Source organism: Caballeronia sp. DA-9 (assembly GCF_051615025.1).
GTDB classification, from domain to species: Bacteria; Pseudomonadota; Gammaproteobacteria; order Burkholderiales; family Burkholderiaceae; genus Caballeronia; species Caballeronia sordidicola.
On the sequence record NZ_CP195132.1, the window covers coordinates 1,685,875 to 1,703,711 of the forward strand.

15 protein-coding genes and 1 pseudogene are annotated in these 17,837 nt (G+C 59.1%); 12 read left to right on the top strand and 4 right to left on the bottom strand.

The genetic code is table 11. The annotated features are described in order from the left end of the window. The first annotated feature begins 51 nt into the window (after positions 1–51). Together ACRWA7_RS13950 and ACRWA7_RS13955 are read left to right on the top strand one after the other, a co-directional pair. Entirely contained in the window at positions 52–924 is an 873-nt protein-coding gene (locus ACRWA7_RS13950) for a DUF72 domain-containing protein (protein ID WP_438391501.1), read from the top strand. 112 nt (positions 925–1,036) lie between these two features. Beyond that, positions 1,037–2,909, top strand: a pseudogene (locus ACRWA7_RS13955) (DUF3857 domain-containing transglutaminase family protein). 4 nt (positions 2,910–2,913) lie between these two features. Here the strand turns inward: ACRWA7_RS13955 and ACRWA7_RS13960 are convergent. Beyond that, a complete protein-coding gene (locus tag ACRWA7_RS13960; protein ID WP_438391502.1) occupies positions 2,914–3,831 on the bottom strand; it encodes a recombination-associated protein RdgC in 918 nt (305 codons plus the stop codon). 55 nt (positions 3,832–3,886) lie between these two features. Here ACRWA7_RS13960 and ACRWA7_RS13965 point away from each other — a divergent pair, with 55 nt between their 5' ends. Then, complete coding sequence (locus ACRWA7_RS13965; protein WP_438391503.1) at positions 3,887–4,336, top strand: GNAT family N-acetyltransferase; 450 nt, start codon at positions 3,887–3,889, stop codon at positions 4,334–4,336. A 363-nt stretch (positions 4,337–4,699) separates the two neighbouring features. Here the strand turns inward: ACRWA7_RS13965 and ACRWA7_RS13970 are convergent, their stop codons facing one another. Continuing rightward, positions 4,700–5,530 (bottom strand): alpha/beta hydrolase, encoded by an 831-nt coding sequence (locus tag ACRWA7_RS13970; RefSeq protein WP_438391504.1) that lies wholly within the window; start codon positions 5,528–5,530, stop codon positions 4,700–4,702. Between the two features lie 536 nt (positions 5,531–6,066). Next, positions 6,067–7,101 (bottom strand): fimbrial protein, encoded by a 1,035-nt coding sequence (locus tag ACRWA7_RS13975; RefSeq protein ID WP_438391505.1) that lies wholly within the window; start codon positions 7,099–7,101, stop codon positions 6,067–6,069. 860 nt (positions 7,102–7,961) lie between these two features. Here ACRWA7_RS13975 and ACRWA7_RS13980 point away from each other — a divergent pair. The 7 genes from ACRWA7_RS13980 to denD are packed head-to-tail and all read left to right on the top strand — an operon-like array spanning position 7,962 to position 14,682. Continuing rightward, positions 7,962–8,666 carry a FadR/GntR family transcriptional regulator gene (locus ACRWA7_RS13980; RefSeq protein ID WP_438391506.1) on the top strand — a complete coding sequence of 235 codons (705 nt, stop codon included), beginning with the start codon at positions 7,962–7,964 and terminating at the stop codon, positions 8,664–8,666. 24 nt (positions 8,667–8,690) lie between these two features. Next, entirely contained in the window at positions 8,691–9,593 is a 903-nt protein-coding gene (gene ltnD, locus ACRWA7_RS13985) for an L-threonate dehydrogenase (RefSeq protein ID WP_438391507.1), read from the top strand. Continuing rightward, on the top strand, positions 9,593–10,867 hold the full coding sequence (otnK, locus tag ACRWA7_RS13990) for a 3-oxo-tetronate kinase (protein WP_438391508.1): 1,275 nt from the start codon (positions 9,593–9,595) through the stop codon (positions 10,865–10,867). The genes ltnD and otnK overlap by 1 nt, the downstream gene beginning before the upstream one ends. Before the next feature lie 2 nt (positions 10,868–10,869). Then, entirely contained in the window at positions 10,870–11,523 is a 654-nt protein-coding gene (gene otnC / locus ACRWA7_RS13995) for a 3-oxo-tetronate 4-phosphate decarboxylase (protein WP_060818051.1), read from the top strand. 41 nt (positions 11,524–11,564) lie between these two features. Beyond that, positions 11,565–12,905, top strand: coding sequence for an MFS transporter (locus ACRWA7_RS14000; RefSeq protein WP_060818052.1), 1,341 nt, complete (start codon positions 11,565–11,567; stop codon positions 12,903–12,905). A 20-nt stretch (positions 12,906–12,925) separates the two neighbouring features. After that, complete coding sequence (gene otnI, locus ACRWA7_RS14005) at positions 12,926–13,723, top strand: 2-oxo-tetronate isomerase (protein WP_438391509.1); 798 nt, start codon at positions 12,926–12,928, stop codon at positions 13,721–13,723. 8 nt (positions 13,724–13,731) lie between these two features. Beyond that, positions 13,732–14,682: a D-erythronate dehydrogenase gene (gene denD, locus ACRWA7_RS14010; RefSeq protein ID WP_438391510.1), complete on the top strand. Its 951-nt coding sequence runs from the start codon at positions 13,732–13,734 to the stop codon at positions 14,680–14,682. A gap of 45 nt (positions 14,683–14,727) precedes the next feature. Here denD and ACRWA7_RS14015 read toward each other — a convergent pair whose 3' ends face one another. Continuing rightward, on the bottom strand, positions 14,728–15,621 hold the full coding sequence (locus ACRWA7_RS14015; RefSeq protein ID WP_438391511.1) for an NAD-dependent epimerase/dehydratase family protein: 894 nt from the start codon (positions 15,619–15,621) through the stop codon (positions 14,728–14,730). Positions 15,622–15,831: 210 nt separating this feature from the next. On the opposite strand from ACRWA7_RS14015, the gene ACRWA7_RS14020 reads away from it, so the two are divergent. Then, entirely contained in the window at positions 15,832–16,833 is a 1,002-nt protein-coding gene (locus ACRWA7_RS14020) for an ABC transporter permease (protein WP_438391512.1), read from the top strand. Between the two features lie 80 nt (positions 16,834–16,913). Further along, positions 16,914–17,834, top strand: a complete 921-nt coding sequence (locus ACRWA7_RS14025) for a sugar-binding protein (protein ID WP_438392795.1) — start codon at positions 16,914–16,916, stop codon at positions 17,832–17,834. Positions 17,835–17,837: the final 3 nt, after the last annotated feature.

The following is a 17,837-nucleotide window of genomic DNA, read 5'->3' on the forward strand; positions in this document are numbered from 1 at the left end:
GCCGCCGATTCGATACACTTGAGCGCATCGACGGCACGGTGAGGAGGGTTCATGGCAACGCGAAAGACAGCGGTGAAAACCACGGCGGCAAAGAAGACGGTCGCAGTCAAAGCACCGAAGAAGAACGCAGGCGTGATCCGGGTCGGCATTGGCGGCTGGACATTCGAACCGTGGCGCGGACTTTTCTACCCGAAAGACCTCGTGCAAAAGCGTGAACTCGAATATGCAAGCCGGAAGCTGAATTCCATTGAAATCAACGGCACGTTCTACGGCTCGCAGAAACCGGCAACGTTCGCGAAGTGGCGCGACGAGACGCCCGACGGCTTTGTGTTCTCGTTGAAGGCGCCGCGCTTTTCCACGCATCGGCGAGTGCTTTCCGAAGCCGGCGAATCCGTCGAGCGTTTCCTGTCGAGCGGCGTGCTGGAACTGCAGGACAAACTCGGTCCAATCAACTGGCAATTTGCCCCGACCAAACAATTCGATGCCGACGACTTCGAGGGCTTTCTCAAGCTCCTGCCCGCGAAAGTGGAGGGGCATGCGATCCGTCATGCGGTGGAAGTGCGGCACGAAAGTTTCCGCGACGAAGCGTTCATAGCGCTGGCTCGAAAATACGGTGTTGCGATTGTCATGTCGGGCGATTCGCATTACCCGCAGATCGCCGATGTCACAGCGCCGTTCGTCTATGCACGCATCATGGGGACGACCGAAGATCAGGCGCAGGGTTACGACAAAGCCGCGCTCGATTTGTGGGCCAAACGCGCACGCGAATGGTCATCGGGCGCTACACCGAAAGGACTCGAAACAGCCGCGAAGACGGCTCCCGAAGATACCGCTCGCGACGTCTATCTCTACGTGATCAGCGGATTCAAGGCGCATAACCCTGCGGCGGCCATGGCGCTGACCGAGCGCTTGAACGAAGGATGATTCACGCGACGCATCGCTGAAAAACCGCCAGGATATGCGGCCTCGTGTATCTACGCACTGGCATACGGTACGATTCGAGCGTCCAATTCCGAGGCGGAGCGCTACCAGGTTCATGACTTCCCGTCTACTGCTTGCGGCATTGCTCGCGTGCATGCTTCGCCCCGCTTTCGCGGCCGATGCCATGGAAACCGAGCAGCCGTCGACCACCATCCGCGACGTGCATGTCTTCGTCGTGGCCGAAGATGGCTCGCTCACCGAGGACGACGAAACCACGCTCAAGGCGAACACAGCGGCGGGTATCGGCGATATTGCGCAGCGCTATATCTGGTTCGACAAATCCACGTCGACGGTTCAAATCAGCGAGGCGTATTCCGTCAGCGCGGACGGCGTCCGCCACGACGTCGCCCGACCAGATCCGCGAAATCCAGGAGCCGCGTTCGGCGGGTGCGCCCACCTTCGCCGATGCGCGCCTGAAAGCCGTGATCTTTCCTGCCGTCGATGCCGGCTCGACCGTGCATCTGCGCTTTCACAAGACGCTGTCGAAGTCCGTCATTCCCGGCCAGTTCGACTATTTCGTGGAACCGAGCCGCGGCCCGGTACAAAGCCAGACGCTGATCTTCGATCTGCCCGAAGGCAAGCCGCTTTACGCCGATGCACGCGGCTACACGGCCTTGCCCGCGGTGACGCGCAACGGCCGCACGCGCTACGAATTCACTTATAGCGACCTGCATTACGACCGCGTCGAAGCCGGTGCGGTTGGATATGTGCAATATGGCGACCGCTTGATGGTGTCGACCTTTGCCGACTACAAAAGCTTTGCGGCGAGTTATCGCGATGCCGCGATTGACCCGAGCGCAAACGATCCCCCCATTCGTAACCTGGCCGAGTCGCTGACACGTAACGACGCCGGCCCGCGCGAAAAGGCGGCGACACTCTATGACTGGGTTCGTCACAATATCCGCTACGTATCGCTTTATATCGGGCAAAGTCCGGCGGTGCCGCACAAGGCGACGGAGATTCTCGCGAACCGCTATGGGGACTGCAAGGACTATGTTGCGCTGTATGGCGCGTTGTTGTCGGCGGTGGGTATCGAGAACCAGCCCGCGCTGATTGCGCTCGGATCGGTGTACACGCTGCCCTCGGTGCCCGGTTATGGCGCGGCCGCGATCAATCACATCATCACGTGGCTTCCGGGTCTTGGGATGTATGCCGACGCCACGGCTTCCACGGTCGAGTTCGGATATTTGCCGCTTGCGGAAATGGATCGTCCGGTGTTGCTTGTTGGCGATGGCACGCTCTCGCGCACGCCGTCCGCGCAGCCGTTATCGCGCAATGTGCGGTTGCAGATCGCGGTCGCGCCGGATGGATCGGCGTCGTTTTCGTCGCAGGTGGAAGATGGCGGATGGAGCGCCGGCCCCGAGCGCGCGAACCTGCGGCACGCCGCGCCTCAACGCCGCCACCAGATTGCCGATGCCCGCCTGCGTGCAACAGGGCTGCGCGGCACGGCAAGCCTCACGGCGAGCGACCTGGACGCCACGGGTACGCCCGTGACAACCACGTTGCGCGGCACGCTGGACGATGTTGTATGGCCAACCGGAACCACGGCGTTGCCGGCGTTGACGAGCCTGTCGGGTGGCATAGCCTCGCAGGTCGATTACCTGCTTGCCGAACGCGTTCGCACGCAACCGTTCGTATGCACGGGCGGCAGCTTCAACGAAGTTGCGCAGCTCAGCCTTCCAAAGACCGTTCGGGTGACCGACCTTCCCGCCGATACCAACATAGCCGACACGTTCCTCACATACTCATCGCGCTATGTCTTCGATCCCGCGACCAGCACGCTTCAGGCCGAGCGTCATATGCAGGCGAACTTCGGCAAGCAAGTGTGCTCGGCCGCCGAGTTCGCCGCCATGCAGCCGGTGTTGAAACGCATTGCACGGGACACGAGATCGCAGGTTGTCGTCAAGGCGGTTTCAATACCGGACTAAGCGTTCACGCGGCGGCTTTGGATAGCGTGTCCTGCTCACCGCCAAGCGCATCGATGATATCCGCGAGCATCTTCGCCAGTTCACCTGTCATCAGCGTGAAGTCGGAATCGAAGACTTCGTCGTCGTTGTGCGCGGTCGGATCGGCTGCGTCCTTGATGACGTCGAGCGGCGTAACGCGCTTGATGGTGAGCGATGGCGTCAGCACGAACGAGATCCTGTCCCGCCACGTCATTGCGAGGCGCATGCATTGTTTGCCCGCTTCTATGTGGCGGCGCATGTCGTCGATCTCGAGCGCATGGCCGACATAACGCACCGTGGCGTTACCCTCGCCGCTTGCGCGCAGCTCCGTGTCCTGATCGAGCGAAAAGCCGCCCGGCGCTTCGCCGGAGAGCAGCCAGTCGGTCATTGCCGCGACCGGCGCCATGGCTGCACGCACGCTTGAAAGCGGCAGTTGATCGATAGATTTCACGAGCAGGCCGAGGATGTCGTCCGCGAGCGTGGGCGACGCGGCATCGATGACAAGCCAGCCGTTCACTGTATCGATCCACACCCGCGTGTCGCGACGAATGCTGAAAGCGCGCGGCAGAAGTTCGTCGGTGACTTGCTCCTTGAGTTCGCGCATTTGCTTGCGGCCGGGCTTGAATCCCTGCTGCTCTTCGAGTTCGGCGGCGCGTTCCTTGACGAACTGTGTCACCACCGACGCCGGCAGCAGCTTCTTTTCCGCACGCGCGACGAGCAGCATCTGGCGGTTGTTGGCGTAGACAAGCGAGCCATTATCACGCGGCGACGCCCAGCCGTGGCTTTGCATTTCCACGCCGCCGCCGGGCTGGAACGCATGAGGCGTAAGCCACTTTTCGATTTGTTCGGGAGTGACGGCCCAGGGGGCCGGAAGGCGATGAATCTGAAGGTTCTTGAACCACATAGGCATCCGGGCAAAACGCACTATTCTATAGGACAGTGAACCTGCTTTTAAACAAATGAACCTTGACATACGGCAGGCTGTATCGGCGGACTCGGCGTGGTTGTACGAGACCTACAAGCAAACCATGATTGGTTTCGTTACGCGCGCGACCGGTTGGGACGAGCACGCGCAACGAAACGGATTCGCGAAAAGCCTTCGGCAAGGATCATGCAGCATTGCGCTGCGGGGAGGCGAGCGCTGCGGGTTCGTTCACTGGGAGGTCGAACCGGACCTGGTGTGGCTGCGCATGCTGTGCATTGTGCCCGCGATGCAGCGGCAAGCCATCGGCCGCCAGTTGCTTGGCGACGTGCTGTTGTTATCGGATAAGCTGGGGAGGCCGCTTTACCTGCACGTCTTTCGCTGCAACGAGGTCGCATACGGGTGGTACAGGCGGATGGGGTTTGCTGAAATTGAAACCGAAGCGAGCAACGATGATATTGCGACGTTGGCGCTGGGCGGCCAATAAACCCGCAAGGTGAAGCGATGTACGAATGATGGCCTGAACATGCATGCCATCACGCGAAAGTATTTGAAGCGGGGCTGCAAGTGTACTTGCCACCCCTGGCTCGCTGAAAATGTTTGGCAACAACTTTCGTGGAGAACGCGAGTTGTTTTTAATTTATCTCAAAAGCGCGCGTGGCTCAACGCCAATTACGTTTTATCCGGCTGCGCACCATCACGCCATGGCGCGCAGCCGCGCCGTGCGGAGGACTTTCCGAAAACGGCAATTCAGTTTTGCATTTTTATGGGCAATTCTGACAAGACCGTATCACGCGATGCAAGCCCTGTACATGTTTGCATCGCGTGTCGTTGTTCGTCGTGCGAACGCCTAGCTCTGATCCTGCGCGTGCTGTGCAGCCTGTTCGATCAACGCTGCCACTTCTTTCGGATGCGATTCGTAAACCGAGTGGCTCGCCCCCGGAATTTCGACGGTATGGCTATGGGCGCGCGCGGCGTACATGCGTTCCAGATCCGGGTTGATGATCTTGTCCGCCTTCGCGACCATGTACCAGCTCGGCTTTGTCTTCCATGCCGGGTCGGCGATCTCGCCAGTGAAGACCGACGCCGCCGTGGGCATCTGCGCATTCGCTTCGAACTGGGCTTGCTTGAGCGGAAGGTCTGCGGCGAAGTCAGCGGGGTAATCGGCCGGGTTCAGGAACAGGAAACCGTCCGGCGTCTTCACCACGGCCTTGGTCGAGTTCGGATACTTCTTGCCGTTGCTCACTTCGGTTTCACCCACGTCGAGCGCATGCGCCGCGATGTAGACGAGCGCCTTCACATGAGGATCGTTGCCGGCTTCCGTGATGATTGCGCCACCATAGCTGTGACCCACGAGCACGGCCGGACCGTCCTGCCGGTCCAGGACTCGCCTGGCCGCGGTGACGTCTTCCCCGAACGATGTCAAGGGCTCCTGAACGAGGCTCACGTGATAACCGTCCTTGGTCAGGATGTCGTAGACAGGCCGCCATCCCGCTCCGCCCACGAATGCGCCATGCACGAGCACGATGTTCTTGATCGGCCCATGAGCGGCAGCGGACGCGGTCATGGCAGCGGGCGCAGCGGACTGATCCTGCGCTTGCTGTGTTTGCTGCGCGAGTGCGCCGGTTGAAACCAATGCGCTTGCGATCAGCGACACGAATAATTTTGCAGGAACCTTCATTTTAAAACTCCGGGATATAAGTGGTACGTGCAAGTGCTAACACTGCCGCTTCCCGGCTATTCCCATCGATTGAAAAAAATTCTCAAACGATCGCCGCATTAAAGAATGCCGCGCGTGGGCCGTTAATCAGCCTTGGAGTTTCGAGCCCCGGTTGGACCGCAATTTTCTCTGCACGTTTCCGGCCTTTAAATAGAGGGATAGAACCGATTTCCCCTTGTGTCTCATGGCATCGAAACGGATGTCATGACAGAGACGGCACACCAAAGGCTTCAATGCGATGGCTTACAAACCAAAGCGTGACTTTGTTTCGGTAACCTTACAGGGCGAGCATTGCCGTGCCGGTCCCGGCTCATTTGTGTGTTTGCGAATCTTTGGAGAACGCCCCACTGGTCGAGCAGCCACGGCCGCCGCGCAAGCCATGGGGGATCAGGCCAACAGTCTGCACGATGCGGTTGGTGTCTTCAGGGTGGCGCGGGTGGTGCTGATGCCGCAGTGCGCATGTTGGCTGCTTGAAGTTGCGGGGGCGCAGCATCCCGCTATTGGTAACTCATCGTGAACGTTGCTTTCGCATTGGCCGATCCGGGAGTAATCGCGCCGGTACGCACGTAACGCGCGATGAAAGGAATGATTAACGCGCCCACGGTGCCGGCCGGTGCCACGCTGAACTGGTTGACGTTATTGGCAATTGACGAATCGGGGCCGTAGTTAATCACCTTGTTGGTGTACAAGATCTGATAACCGACGCCTTTGGCTGTGGAGTCGCTTGAAAGAGAAAGAGTGGTGCCGACGTTGTCTGGATTGGTGGCGTCGGTGAAAGTCATTGATATGGAGACCGGGGTAGGGCAATTGAGTGAAATGCTGAAGCCCGTATCGCCCGTTGTTGATCCTACGGCTGAGAGGTAGCGCCCTGACCCCACCGGCATTGTTACTGATTTTATGGAGTCCTGTATAGAACATGCGGGTGCTACGACCGATGCAGTGTTATTGACCAACTGCAATGCGTTGATCTCCGCCGAGCCGTAGACTCCGTTCGCCAGCTTGACCGGAAGATTGAAATTCCCCGCCGATATGGGTCCGACCTTGATGAGTTGCGCCCGAAAGTATCCCATGTTGCCCTGAAGGCCTGCAATGTACGTTGCTACGTTCGAGGCTGGTGACGTCACCATCTTGCCCCCGTCAATACTATATGAGCCCACGTTAACTACCGTATTCAGCCAGCCTACCTTTATTCCGATTCCGTCGACTCCTGTTTTGTAGACATTCGCTTGTCCGGGAACGGGGACCAAAGGTGCGAGATAACCGGCGGTGATGGTTCCAGTACCTGAACAGTTGGGCCTCACCACAGTTGTTGCGACCCAGTTACTATCGAAGAGGATCGTTCCAATGGCATCACGCGCAATGTTTAGGTTTGCGGGAAGTGTAATGGTGGCAATGCCGGACGGGCCGCCACCGTACACGTTGCAGTCGGCGAAGACGGGGGGAGCAATGCATGAGGTCAGGACGAAAGATCCACATACCTTTATCCACACGGCGGTTCGTTTGCTTCGCTCCTTGAGCCATTTGTGCCACATAGTCAGCTATCCGAAAGTTTCGTCTGATCTTAGTTTCGGACTGAAGCGCATCCGCTTCAAGCAATTTTTCGCGCATCCCGGGCCTGTTTTCGCGATCTCATACGGGTTTGGTCATCGTTCAGTTTTCCGAAGCGTTCTTACTCAATCCATTGCGACGATCACACGGCAGATTGCGCCACCGCAACGTTTTTCGATTGTGCGTTGGGATGGCCGGAGTGCGTCTGCGCCACCCTTATTCGCGAGTTCCCGACTGAATTAAAAGCAGCGTTGTGAAACGTCCGCAGGGCGGCGCAGCGCAAATGACGCGCTTGTAATCCTGGCGTCAGCCTAAGCCTATGGTCGCACGCGCAAAATGATGGAAGGTATGGCTCAGTGAAAGCACGTCAGGTTGTCGTTTCACTCACACTAAAATGTAAGGATCATGAAAACGTCGATCTGCGCTGCTATTGCTGTCGCCGTCATCGCAGTTCCTCCCTTCGCGTTTGCAGGCCGACACCACGAATACGGGGATCCGTCACACGCGGCCAGGTCAGGGCTGACCTGACTCGCGTCGAACAAGCGGGATACACCCGGCATCGAGAGACATCAACTATCCGGCGGTCCATGCCGCCGAGGGACGGCTCAATACGGGAACCGACGCCGGGCGCAATTACGGCGGATCATCCAACGGCTCTGAAACAGAGCGCTGCGAGTCAGAATCCGGGTCAGTGATGCAGCGTCACATATCTCAATGTTCTCGCTGGTTTTGCGCAATTCGTTTAGTGTTGGCGTCTCGCGCCGAGGGTTTTCTCCAGTATCTCCGATACATTAAAAATTTGTATGATAACCACATCACCTAACAAATCTGATTCGTTGCGGTCATGTTCGAGAAAATTCCAGCACGGGCGCTGAGCGATTCCGTCGCGCAACAGCTCTTGCTTCAAATCGAAAAGGGTGGTTTCGCCAGCACCGGCAAACTGCCGACCGAAGCCGTGCTGGCGCAGGAATTCGGCGTCAGCCGGACCGTCGTGCGCGAAGCGATTTCCCGGCTCAAGAACGAAGGCATGGTTGAGCCGCGGCAAGGCAGCGGCGTTTTCATTGTCGAGCGAGCGGGCATCCGGCCGCTGCGCATTGATTACGCGCAGGCGGTCGAGCCGGGCGCGGTCGTGCAGATATTGGCGCTGCGGCGCGCTATTGAGGCAGAAGTGGCAGCCGAAGCGGCCATGCGCCGGACCGACGAACAGATGGACATCATTGAAGCCAAGCTGGCGCAAATCGATGTCGCTGTGGCGCAAGGCAACGACGGTGTTACCGAGGACGTGGAGTTTCATCGCGCGATCGCGAGCGCCACGGGCAATCCCTACTTCCTGACCACGCTCGCTTTCTTGAATCAGTATCTTGAGGCCGGCACGCTGGTCACGCGCCGCAATGAAGCGCTGCGCGAGGATTTTTCGCGGCAAGTGCGTGAGGAGCATGCGCGCATTGCCGCCGCCCTTCGCGCACGCGATCCGCTCGCCGCACGCAGCGCCGCTCAGACTCACCTGTACAACGCCGCTCGCCGCCTCGCGGAAGCCGGCATCTGCTGACAGAGCTATTATGAGGATGACGAAATGTCGAGAAACGTAGGGGTGATCGGCCTGGGCGCCATGGGTCTGGGCGTCGCTCGCTCGCTATTGCGCGCGGGCTTCAAGGTGCACGTGTGCGATGTGCGTGCGCAAGTGCTCGAAGCCTTTGCAAGTGAGGGCGGAATCGCGTGTGCCACGCCTGCGGAATTGGGCAGTCACTGCGACGCAGTGGTCACGGTTGTGGTCAACGCGGCGCAGACGGAGGCCGTGCTGTTCGGCACTGACACACAACCGGGCGCGGTTGCATCGATGAAGCGTGGCGGCGTTGTGCTCGCATGCGCGACGGTGTCTCCGGCGTTTGCGATTGAACTGGGAAAGCGCGTGGAGGCGGCCGGTCTCCAGATGCTGGACGCGCCTTTGTCGGGGGGCGCCGCCCGCGCGGCATCGGCCGAAATGACGATGATGACCTCCGGTCCCGCTGCCGCATATGCCGCATGTGAGGACGTGCTCGGGGCGATTGCGGGCAAGGTGTACAGATTGGGCGAAACACACGGCAAGGGATCGAAGGTCAAGATCATCAACCAGTTGCTTGCCGGCGTGCATATTGCCGCGGCCGCCGAAGCCATGGCGCTTGGCCTGCGCGAGGGCGTGGACGCCGACGCGCTCTACGACGTCATCACGCATAGCGCAGGCAACTCATGGATGTTCGAGAACCGCGTACCGCATATTCTCGCTGGCGACTACACGCCGCTTTCCGCCGTCGATATCTTCGTCAAGGATCTCGGCCTCGTTCTCGATACTGCGCGCGCTTCCAAATTTCCGCTGCCGTTATCCGCGGCCGCGCATCAGATGTTCATGATGGCGTCCACGGCCGGACACGGCGGCGAGGACGACTCGGCGGTAATCAAGATTTTCCCAGGCATCGATGTGCCGAAAGGAGCGAAGTGATGACCCAAGCCCTGCTAGGCTGCATTGCCGACGACTTCACCGGTGCGACCGACCTTGCCAACATGCTCGTGCGCGGCGGCATGCGCGCGGTGCAGACCATAGGCGTGCCGCAGACGGATACGGCAATCGAAGCCGACGCGCTGATCGTCGCCTTGAAGTCACGCACAATTGCCGCAGCGGACGCAATCGCGCAGTCGCTGGCCGCGCTCGAATGGCTGCGCGCGCAAGGTTGCCGGCAGTTCCTGTTCAAGTACTGCTCCACTTTCGATTCCACCGCTCACGGCAACATAGGTCCGGTCGCGGATGCATTGCTCGATGCACTCGGTGACGACTTCACAATCGCATGTCCCGCGTTTCCTGAGAATGGGCGCACGATTTATCGCGGATATTTGTTTGTCGGCGATGTGCTGTTGAACGAGTCCGGTATGCAGAATCATCCGCTCACACCAATGACCGACGCGAATCTCGTGCGCGTGTTGCAGCAGCAGACAAAATCGAAGGTCGGACTCGTAGCGTATGACGTGATTGCGAAAGGCGCGCAAGCCGTGCGCGAAAAGATCGCGGCATTGAAGCGCGATGGCGTGCGGCTTGCCATCGCCGATGCCATTTCCGATGCCGATCTTCATGTGCTCGGCGAAGCGTGTTCGGAACTGAAACTGATCACGGGAGGGTCGGGCATTGCGCTTGGCTTGCCGCACAATTTCCGCGCGACGAATGGTTTGGCCGAGGCAGAACACGCAGCCGGTTTGCCGAAGATGGAAGGACGATCGGTCGTGCTGGCAGGCAGTGCATCGAAGGCGACCAACGAACAGGTCGCAGCGTGGCGCGAGACAAAGCCGGGCTTTCGCATCGATCCGCTCGCGCTTTCGCGCGGCGAGCCTGTTGTGGAACAGGCGCTCGCATTTGCAGCGGAGCATTCCCCACAACCCGTGCTGATCTATGCCACATCGACGCCCGACGAAGTGAAGGCCGTGCAGAAGGAACTCGGCGTAGAAAAAGCGGGGCATCTGGTCGAGCAGGCGTTGGCATCGATCGCATGGAAGCTGCGCGATGCCGGCGTGCGCAAGTTCGTGGTTGCGGGTGGCGAGACCTCGGGCGCCGTGGTGCAGGCGCTGGGCGTGAAGTCGTTGCGCATTGGCGCACAGATCGATCCGGGCGTGCCCGCGACGCAATCCATTGGCGATGAACCCGTTGGTCTTGCATTGAAGTCCGGCAATTTCGGCGCGAAGGATTTCTTCGTGAAAGCGTTGAAGGCGCTGGACGGAGCGGCCTGATCGTGACGACTACCGAAACCCGCATCCGCGAAGAAATCTGCACGACAGGCGCAAGCCTCTATGAACGCCGGTACACGGTTGGCAGCGCAGGCAACATCAGCGCACGCATTGACGACGGCTGGCTCATCACGCCCACCGATGCATGCTTGGGGCGGCTCGATCCGGCCGATATCTCCAAGGTCGATAGCGCGGGCAACCATGTGTCGGGCGGCAAGCCCTCCAAGACGCTGGCCTTGCATCGACGGATCTATGAGAACAACAGCGAAACGCACGGCGTGGTTCACACGCATTCCACACATCTCGTCGCGTTGACTCTTGCGGGCGTGTGGCGCAAGGAGGACGTGCTGCCGCCCATTACGCCGTACTACGTAATGAAGGTCGGTCATGTGCCGCTGATTGCATACCGACGCCCAGGAGACCCTGCCGTCGCCGAAGAAGTCGCGGCGCTTGCATCGAAGGTGCGCGGCGTGCTGCTGGAACGGCTTGGGCCGGTGGTATGGGAAAAATCGGTGAGCCATGCGTCCTACGCACTGGAAGAACTGGAGGAAACCGCGCGGCTCTGGATGCTGGCGCTTTCGACCGATGCACCGCTTCCCGAGCCGCTCGCAGAAGCGGCTATCGAGGACTTGCGCAAGACCTTCAACGCGCGATGGTAGCGAAGCAGGTCTGATCACCCACCTCAATCCTGGAGACAAGCATGACCCCTGACCACGCCGTGCCGCCCGGCAGCGCGCGAACGCCCGTAGCTGCCCCCTACGACGAAAAAGATCTGGCGCGCACCTACAAGAAAGTCTTTTGGCGCATCGTGCCGTTCCTCATGCTATGTTATGTGGTCGCTTATCTTGACCGAGTGAATGTAGGTTTCGCCAAGCTGCAGATGTCGCAGGATCTCGGGTTCAGCGAAACGGTGTTCGGTCTCGGTGCGGGCGTATTTTTTCTTGGTTATTTTCTGTTCGAACTGCCAAGCAATATTCTCATGCACAAGATCGGCGCGCGGATCTGGATTGCACGGATCATGATCACATGGGGCATCCTTTCCGCACTCTTCGTTTTCGTAAAGACGCCCACGCAATTCTATGTCCTGCGGTTTCTGCTGGGTCTCGCAGAGGCCGGTTTCTATCCGGGCGTGATCCTGTATCTGACCTACTGGTTTCCGTCGCACCGGCGCGCGAAGATTGTCGCGGTATTCATGTCGGCTATTCCGGTCGCGGGCATCTTCGGCAATCCGCTGTCCGGCTGGATCATGCAGAGCTTTTCGGATAGCCGGCACTTCGAAGGCTGGCAGTGGATGTTTCTCATTGAAGCGATCCCCGCGTTGCTGATCGGCGTTGCGACCATTCTTTATCTCGACAACAACATCCGCAGCGCGACTTGGTTGACGGAACCGGAAAAGCGTTTGCTGGAACACGAAATCAGCGCCCAGCCGAAACACGAAGGGGATAGCACGAAGCATTCGCTGCGCGCGCTGTTTTCCGACAACCGCATGTGGTGGATGTCGCTGATTTACTTTGCCTTCGTAACGGGTCAATACGGACTGACGTTCTGGATGCCCACCTTCATCAAGTCGACGGGCGTGACGGGCGCGTTTAATATCGGCTTGTTAAGCGCAATTCCGTTCCTGGTTGCGATTGTCGTGATGAATGTACTCGGTCACAGTGCCGATAAGCGCCGTGAACGCCGCTGGCATCTGATTGTTCCGGCGCTTTCAGCCGCCGTTGGCTTTTCGGTTGCAGCGTCGTTCGCGGGTAACACGGCGGTATCGATTGTTGCATTGTCCGTGGCCGCCGCCGGGGTCCTGACCTGCGCGCCGCTCTTCTGGTCGCTGCCCACGGCTTTCATGTCCGGCGCGGCGGCCGCCGCCGGCATAGCGGTGATCAATTCGATTGGAAACCTTGCTGGCTTTGCGAGCCCGTACATGATCGGGTATCTCAAGGACCTGACGCACAGCACTGCGTCGGGCATGTATGTGCTCGCCGGCATGCTGGTGATCGGCGCCATTGCTACGTGGCTTGTGCCGGCCAAGCTCGTGAATCGCTGAACTAAAAGGAGTCTATAGTCATGCCTCGTTTTGCCGCCAACCTCACGATGATGTACACCGAGCACGCGTTCCTCGACCGTTTCGCCGCCGCTGCCAAGGACGGTTTCAAGGGCGTCGAATTCCTGTTTCCGTACGACTTCGCCGCGACAGACATCAGGACCCGTCTCGATGAAAATGGCCTCACGCAGGCCCTGTTCAATGCGCCGCCGGGTGACTGGGCTGCAGGGGAACGCGGCATTGCCTCGCTGCCTGGACGCGAGGACGAGTTTGCGCGTGCGCTTGATAAAGCCCTGGAATACACCGCCGTGCTAGGTAACAAGACGCTGCACGTGATGGCCGGCCTGATCGGTCCCGGGCAATCGCGCGAAGCGCATCGGGCGGTTTATCTGAAGAACCTGGAGCGTGCCGCAAACGCGGCGCATTCAGTGGGAATCACGGTGGTTATCGAGCCAATCAATACGCGCGATATTCCTGGTTTCTTCCTCAATCGGCAAGACGACGCGCAGTCGATCTGCGACGAAGTGGGCGCGCCGAATCTGCAAGTGCAATTCGATTGTTACCACTGTCAGATCGTGGAAGGCGATCTGGCAGTCAAGCTCAAACGCGACATGAAACGGCCGAACGCTGGCATCGGTCATATTCAGATTGCAGGCGTGCCGGATCGCAACGAACCGGATGTGGGCGAACTGAATTATCCGTATCTCTTCGACCTGATTGACTCGCTGGGCTATGACGGCTGGATTGGCTGCGAGTACCGGCCGAAAGCGTCGACCTCGGCTGGCCTCGGCTGGCTTAAACCTTATCTGCAAACTGCGTGAGTGGGATCATGAACATTCTCATTACCGGCGGCGCCGGTTTTCTTGGCCAGCGGCTCGCACGTGGCCTGCTTGAACGCGGCACGCTGATGGGCAAGCCAATCACCGCGCTCACGCTGCTCGACGTTGTGCGTCCGCCTGATTTGAACGACAAACGCGTGCGCGTCGAGACGGGCGATATAGCAGATCGAAGCGTGCTCGAGCGATGCATCAGTACCGGGACGCATGCGATCTTTCATCTTGCAGCCATTGTCAGCGGCCAGGCGGAAGCGGATTTCGATCTGGGCATGCGCATCAACCTGGATGCGTCGCGTTTGCTGCTCGATGTATGCCGCGCACTCGGGCATGCGCCGCGCGTGCTGTTCACGAGCTCGGTGGCTGTGTACGGCGGCACGCTGCCGGATGTGGTTCGCGACGATACCGCGCTGAATCCGCAGTCGTCGTATGGCACGCAGAAGGCAATTGCCGAACTGCTGCTGTGCGATTACTCTCGACGTGGTTTTGTAGACGGACGTGTGCTGCGTTTGCCCACGATCAGCGTGCGTCCGGGGCGGCCAAACGCGGCTGCGTCATCGTTTGCAAGCGGCATCATTCGCGAGCCGTTGAACGGCGAACGTGCAATCTGTCCGGTCAATGGCGACACGCGTTTGTGGCTGTTATCGCCGCAAAAGGCGATCGAATCGCTGATCGCCGGCTGTGAGCTCGATCAAGCCGCGTTAGGTCTGTGGCCCGTGGTCAATCTGCCGGGGTTGTCGGTCAGCGTGACGGAAATGGTCGCTGCGTTGAAGGACGTTGCGGGCGAAGAGGTTACTGCGTTGATTGACTGGAAGCCCGATCCGAAGATCGAGAAGATCGTGGGGAGCTGGCCGGGCGCGTGGGACGTTTCACGCGGGAGGCAACTGGGCTTGAGCGCGGACTCCGGTTTCGCCGATGTCATTCGCGCCTTTAAACAAGAGTCCTAGTGGACGCCGGGGCTTGCACATGACGCGTGACCCCCGGCACCCGCATTAGAGCGCTGCCTGCTCACGCCATTTATATTTTTGCTCCCAGCCAAGCAGCCGCTTCAACTTTTCGTTGCTGAGCAGCGTCTCGAACTCGCCCATCTGCTTTTTCACCGGCACGCCCGGATAAAACTCGTTCAGCAATTGCGCAGTCGGCCGGTCCGATGAAACGTCATCGGCCGCCACGTTCATGACCTCGAAGCCGAGCCCATCTTTTTCAATGCCGAGCCGGCATGCCGTCGCCAGATCGCGGCCATCGATATAACTCCATGCAATGCGCTTGCGCAGACCCGGATCTTTCAGCCACGCGGGGAATTTCTGATAGTCCACAGGGTCCAGTACGTTGCCAATCCGGAAGCAATAAATATCCGCGCCCGTGCGCGCGTGGAATGCTTTTGCGGTGACTTCGTTGATCACCTTGGACATGGCGTAGCTGTCCATTGGATCGACCGGATATTCTTCGTCGAGAGGGAAATATTCGGGATTGCGGTGCCGATGCGCGAACACCACGCCATATGTTGTCTCACTCGAAGCGACGATCACCTTCTTGATACCAAGCTTGGATGCTGCGTCGAGCACGTTATAGGTCGCCATCACGTTGATGCGAAAGACCTCATTGTCGGGTGTGATGAGGATGCGCGGAATAGCCGCGAAATGGACGATTGCGTCGATAGGCTTGGGTTCGATATCGTCTTCGAACTCCTTGAGCACGGTCGTCGACGCCAACGCGTTGAACACTTGGCCCGCATCGGTCAGGTCGGTAATCAATGTGCGTGCGATGGGCTTGGCCATTGGCACGCGGTCGAGATTCAATACTTCGTAGCCATGCGCCACGAGATCTTCAACGACCCATTTGCCGGCCAGTCCACTGCCGCCGGTCACTATTACTCGCTTCGTCATGTCTCGCGCTCCTGATCTGGTTTTATGAGGGTTTCATCGTGAGGAACCATGTTACAGAGGGCCGGGCGCCGCTTCTGTGACGAACTTCATAGTCCCGCGAGGTCCCGCATCAGGGACAACCCCGATCCACATGTATGACGCTCGTCACAGACGCGCCGGGCGCCACCGCCTACGATCCTTCCAAACCAGAATCAGATCAAGGAGACATCGGTGGCCGCAATATCGTCTAAAGAAAATCCGCACCGGCAAGCGACTGGATTCGCTGGCACTTTGCGCGGCCTGCTCAAGATTCGCGAACTGAATATCTTCTCGGTATTGCTGCTGGTCGGAATCCTGATCAGTATCTTTTCGCCGTATTTCCTCACCACCAACAATTTGATGGGCGTCTTCAGGTCGTTCTCGCTGATCGCCATCATGGCAATAGGCATGATGCTCGTGATCATTACGGGCGGCATCGATTTGTCGGTGGGTTCGGTGATGGGCTTGTCGTCGCTTGTGACGGCGTTGGCGTTCCAGCATGGCGCGGGTCCGGTCCTCGCGGTGATCGCGGGACTCTTGGTCGGGCTTGCGGTTGGATGCTTCAACGGCTTGCTGATCACATGGATCCAGTTGCCGCCGTTCATTGCCACGCTGGGGACGCTGAGCATCGGGCGCGGCCTCATGTACATGATTACGAAGGGCGTGCCGGTTACGCCGGATGTTCCCGACAGTTTCACGTTCATTGGCCAGGGGTACGTTGGCTTCGTACCGTTCCCCGTGATCATCATGATTGTCATGACCCTGTGCTTCTCCGTGCTGATGCGGCAAACGCGTTTCGGCCGGCACGTCTACGCAACAGGCGGCAACGAAATGGCGGCGCGTCTTAGCGGCGTGCGTACGTATCGCGTCAAGTTCATCGTGTATGCGCTCTCGGGCCTTATTGCGGCCATTGCGGGCATTGTCAGCTTCTCGCGGTTTGTATCGGCGGAGCCTGCGTCGGGGTTTGGCGCCGAACTCGACGTGATCGCGGCCGCTGCCATTGGCGGCGCGAGTCTTTCCGGCGGCGCGGGCAGCGTGGAGGGCGCCATTATCGGCGCGGCGCTTGCGGGGATCATCACTAACGGTGTGGTTCTTTTGAATATCGATACTTATGCGCAGCAGGCCATTACAGGATGCGTGATCCTGCTCGCGGTCAGTATCGATATCTGGCGCGTGCGCCGAAAGGGACGTTGAGCGCCTTGCGTCCGATCTTTTGTTTCACCACTAAAACTAGACCCTTGGAGACGAAAATGGATCAAGCAATTCGCAGCGCAATGAGCATTGGCGTGGCAACGGTTGCGCTTTGTATCGGCACGTTGGCGCATGCCAAGGACGCAAAGGACATCTCCGTTGCAGTTGTGCCAAAGGTGGCCGTTCCGTTCTTCGATGACTGCAACAAGGGCGCGCAGACATCTGCCGACAAGCTCGGCGTGAAATATCAATGGGTCGTGCCGCAAAACACGCAGGGGTCCACGCAGGTCAAGATCATTGAGGACCTGATTTCCAAGCACGTGGACGGTATCGCCATTTCGGTGAATGAGCCCAAGTCGGTCGAGAGCGTCATGAAACGGGCGGAGCAAAGCGGCATCAAGGTACTGACATTCGATTCTGATTCGCCCAAGAGCGGGCGCTCGATGTATATCGGCACGAACAATGAATCGGCTGGTGCAACCATGGCCGAGACCATGGGCAAAGCGCTGGGTGGCAACGGCGAGGTCGCGATCATCACCGGACAACTGGGCGCGGTTAACCTGAACGAGCGCATTGCCGGCATCAAGAAGGGCTTGGCGAAGTACCCCGGCATCAAGATCGTGGAAACGCAGGGGACGGAAGACGACCTTGCAAAAGGTGTGTCGGTCGTCGAGACGACATTGCGCGCGCATCCGCAGTTGAAGGGCATTTTCGGTGTAAGTCAGGTTGGCGGCCCGGCGGTATCGAAGGTGCTGAACACCAAAGAGTTTGGCGCGATGAAAGGCAAGCTGGAAGTCCTCGCGTTCGACGATCTTCCCGACACACTCAAGGCGCTCAAGGACGGCTCCATTCAAGGGATCATGGTCCAGCGGCCGGTCACCATGGGCTCGCTTGCTGTCGATAACCTGGTCGCCCAGATCCAGGGCAAGGGCGAAGCGCCCAAGGATATCGACACAGGCGTGACAGTGGTGACCAAGGACAATATTGGCAGCTACACGAAATAAGCA

Bases quoted from the DNA above. Each gene is read 5' to 3' on its own strand.
- ACRWA7_RS13960 (WP_438391502.1), bottom strand. From the start codon at position 3,831: ATGTGGTTCAAGAACCTTCAGATTCATCGCCTTCCGGCCCCCTGGGCC.
- ACRWA7_RS14000 (WP_060818052.1), top strand. From the start codon at position 11,565: ATGACCCCTGACCACGCCGTGCCGCCCGGCAGCGCGCGAACGCCCGTA.
- ltnD (WP_438391507.1), top strand. From the start codon at position 8,691: ATGTCGAGAAACGTAGGGGTGATCGGCCTGGGCGCCATGGGTCTGGGC.
- ACRWA7_RS13975 (WP_438391505.1), bottom strand. From the start codon at position 7,101: ATGTGGCACAAATGGCTCAAGGAGCGAAGCAAACGAACCGCCGTGTGG.
- ACRWA7_RS13980 (WP_438391506.1), top strand. From the start codon at position 7,962: ATGTTCGAGAAAATTCCAGCACGGGCGCTGAGCGATTCCGTCGCGCAA.
- ACRWA7_RS14015 (WP_438391511.1), bottom strand. From the start codon at position 15,621: ATGACGAAGCGAGTAATAGTGACCGGCGGCAGTGGACTGGCCGGCAAA.
- ACRWA7_RS13950 (WP_438391501.1), top strand. From the start codon at position 52: ATGGCAACGCGAAAGACAGCGGTGAAAACCACGGCGGCAAAGAAGACG.
- otnI (WP_438391509.1), top strand. From the start codon at position 12,926: ATGCCTCGTTTTGCCGCCAACCTCACGATGATGTACACCGAGCACGCG.
- ACRWA7_RS13965 (WP_438391503.1), top strand. From the start codon at position 3,887: ATGAACCTTGACATACGGCAGGCTGTATCGGCGGACTCGGCGTGGTTG.
- denD (WP_438391510.1), top strand. From the start codon at position 13,732: ATGAACATTCTCATTACCGGCGGCGCCGGTTTTCTTGGCCAGCGGCTC.
- ACRWA7_RS14025 (WP_438392795.1), top strand. From the start codon at position 16,914: ATGAGCATTGGCGTGGCAACGGTTGCGCTTTGTATCGGCACGTTGGCG.
- ACRWA7_RS13970 (WP_438391504.1), bottom strand. From the start codon at position 5,530: ATGAAGGTTCCTGCAAAATTATTCGTGTCGCTGATCGCAAGCGCATTG.
- otnK (WP_438391508.1), top strand. From the start codon at position 9,593: ATGACCCAAGCCCTGCTAGGCTGCATTGCCGACGACTTCACCGGTGCG.